Below are 1,891 nucleotides of genomic sequence, written 5' to 3'. Positions count from 1 at the left end.
GCGCATCTGCTTTGGGAGCAGAGGGTCGTGAGTTCGAATCCCACCGCCCCGACCAGAACTAAAAGTTTCAAGAAGCGATACCGGCGGGAAGAAATTCCCAAAATTTTCGCGACTCGCGCCCGTAGCTCAACCGGATAGAGCACCGGCCTTCTAAGCCGGGGGTTGTGAGTTCGAGTCTCGCCGGGCGCACCAGTCGTAGCAAGGGATACAGCCAATTAGTCACTGGCTGTTTTTTTTGACTGTGTAGCAAACTGTGCAGACTGTGTATGTTTTTGTGCAAAATCGGACTCCAAGACGCGATCAATCGCTTCCGAGAATGGCCGTAAATGATCGGTGTCCAAGTGGGTGTAAATCGACCGGGTATCTTTCTCTGCCCATCCGCACAACTGGTCAATCACCATTTCACTTGCGCCTGACTGGCCTAGCCAGCTAGCGAACGTGTGACGCAATCCATGCCACGGGAAATCTGGCAGCCCTGCCCTCTCTCTCGCCTTGAACCATGCCTTTCCATAATCCTGCAATGGTTTCTCACGGAACGTGAACACGCTCTTGATATGATGTACCGGACTGCTCAATATCTCGTCAAGCACGCTCATTGCGGTTTTGTTCAACGGGATGCACACGGCGCGTTTAATGTCGTTGCCCTCGGTGGTCAATGACCGTTCCTTTAAATCGACTTGACGCCACTCCAGACCAAATACTTTAGATGCTCTCAGTCCGGTAGCCAGGGCGAACGTCGCAGCAAGCCGAAGGTGATCGGGTAATTCTGCTTCGAGTTTTCGCCACTCGTCTATTCTCAGGAATACCCGGCGATGATCCGGCTCTGGATACCGGCGAAACTTGGGGCTTGATTTTGTCCAGCCCCATTCCCGACACGCGGCATTGAGTACCGCAGCAACGACTATGGCGTACTTGTTGGCTGTTGTGTTTGCTGGCGACGGAAGGGGTGTAACTGGCCGGTGCTTGTGAAGCACCTTGTCGACCATGTCTCTGGTGATGCGGGATATATCTGTAACGCTTCCCAAGTGCGGATGCCACCATGCCAAGCGCTGTTTGATCGTTTCATAACTCGCCTTGTGCTGGCGTTCCTTCAGGTACTTGATAACGGCTTCCTGCCATGCGTGTGGGCGTTCTATCCCCATCGACTGCTCAAGCCATAGCTGATGAGCTAGCTTTGCTTCAAGCGCCTTGGCGTCCGCTTCGTTGGCAGTCCCAGAAGTTTGGCGTATTCCGCCGACTGTGATCCACCAGTTATTTGTGCCGGAACGCTTATAGGCCATTGCTTAATCTCTGCGGTTGGTTTGGTAGCATACTGCGAGCGTATCCACTCGATCAAGTCTCCGCGAACAAGCCGCCATTTGCTGCGCACCTTGCCAGCCGGTATCTCGCCACGCTGAACCATTGGAAGAAGTATATCTTCGCTCACTTGCAGGAATTCAGCGGCCTGCGTAAGTGAAAGTATTTCTGCATTCATTCCCCATCTCCATTTATCGCGCTACCCACAAGCGATAGCGTTGCCTTCAACTCGATCACCTCAACCAGCATGTTCCCGTATATACGCACATGCTCGCTGTTCCTGTTTCGCAGCATGGCGTTCTCTGCTTCAAGTCGCATCATGCGCTGGCGTTCTTTTGCGGTCATGGCGTTTCCAGTGCGCGGATACGTTTAGCAGCGTCAAAAGCATGGCTGCACCCGATGTTGTGCTGTCGTTCTTCACAAATCTTGGCGCACCGTTCGCGCATATCCTCTGCACCTGCCCGGTAGATTGCTCTGCGATGTTCTGCCGCGATGTAGGCACCGTCACGTTCAAGGACTTCTGCGATTCGATCATCGATTGTCATGGCGCTATCTCCGCTTGCATGGCCGCGTCAATAGATGCATCAAACTCAGT

General features: G+C 53.4%; 4 protein-coding genes and 1 tRNA gene. 2 read left to right on the top strand and 3 right to left on the bottom strand.

Annotation, left to right across the window (positions count from 1 at the left end):
• Positions 1 to 115: 115 nt before the first annotated feature.
• Positions 116 to 192 (top strand) — tRNA-Arg (locus ACOYNV_RS28130).
• A 23-nt stretch (positions 193 to 215) separates the two neighbouring features.
• Here ACOYNV_RS28130 and ACOYNV_RS28125 read toward each other — a convergent pair.
• From ACOYNV_RS28125 to ACOYNV_RS28115, 3 genes are read right to left on the bottom strand one after another with little or no spacing between them, the layout of a single operon-like run.
• Positions 216 to 1,280, bottom strand: coding sequence for a tyrosine-type recombinase/integrase (locus ACOYNV_RS28125; protein ID WP_422903127.1), 1,065 nt, complete (start codon positions 1,278 to 1,280; stop codon positions 216 to 218).
• A complete protein-coding gene (locus tag ACOYNV_RS28120) occupies positions 1,169 to 1,474 on the bottom strand; it encodes a helix-turn-helix domain-containing protein (protein WP_422903126.1) in 306 nt (101 codons plus the stop codon). The genes ACOYNV_RS28125 and ACOYNV_RS28120 overlap by 112 nt, the downstream gene beginning before the upstream one ends.
• On the bottom strand, positions 1,471 to 1,641 hold the full coding sequence (locus ACOYNV_RS28115) for a hypothetical protein (RefSeq protein WP_422903125.1): 171 nt from the start codon (positions 1,639 to 1,641) through the stop codon (positions 1,471 to 1,473). Before ACOYNV_RS28115 ends, ACOYNV_RS28120 begins: the two co-directional genes overlap by 4 nt.
• A gap of 41 nt (positions 1,642 to 1,682) precedes the next feature.
• On the opposite strand from ACOYNV_RS28115, the gene ACOYNV_RS28110 reads away from it, so the two are divergent.
• Positions 1,683 to 1,891: hypothetical protein (locus tag ACOYNV_RS28110; RefSeq protein WP_422903124.1), on the top strand; the 209-nt coding region annotated here is incomplete at its 3' end.

Origin of the sequence: Propionivibrio sp., from assembly GCF_049316945.1 — a bacterium.
Classification (GTDB): domain Bacteria; phylum Pseudomonadota; class Gammaproteobacteria; order Burkholderiales; family Rhodocyclaceae; genus Propionivibrio.
Note: the sequence above shows the minus strand (reverse complement) of the source record. Positions and strands in the feature narration are given on the sequence as shown.

Excerpts from the sequence above, each read along its gene's own strand:
- ACOYNV_RS28115 (WP_422903125.1), bottom strand. The coding sequence starts at position 1,641 with ATGACCGCAAAAGAACGCCAGCGCATGATGCGACTTGAAGCAGAGAAC.
- ACOYNV_RS28125 (WP_422903127.1), bottom strand. The coding sequence starts at position 1,280 with ATGGCCTATAAGCGTTCCGGCACAAATAACTGGTGGATCACAGTCGGC.
- ACOYNV_RS28120 (WP_422903126.1), bottom strand. The coding sequence starts at position 1,474 with ATGAATGCAGAAATACTTTCACTTACGCAGGCCGCTGAATTCCTGCAA.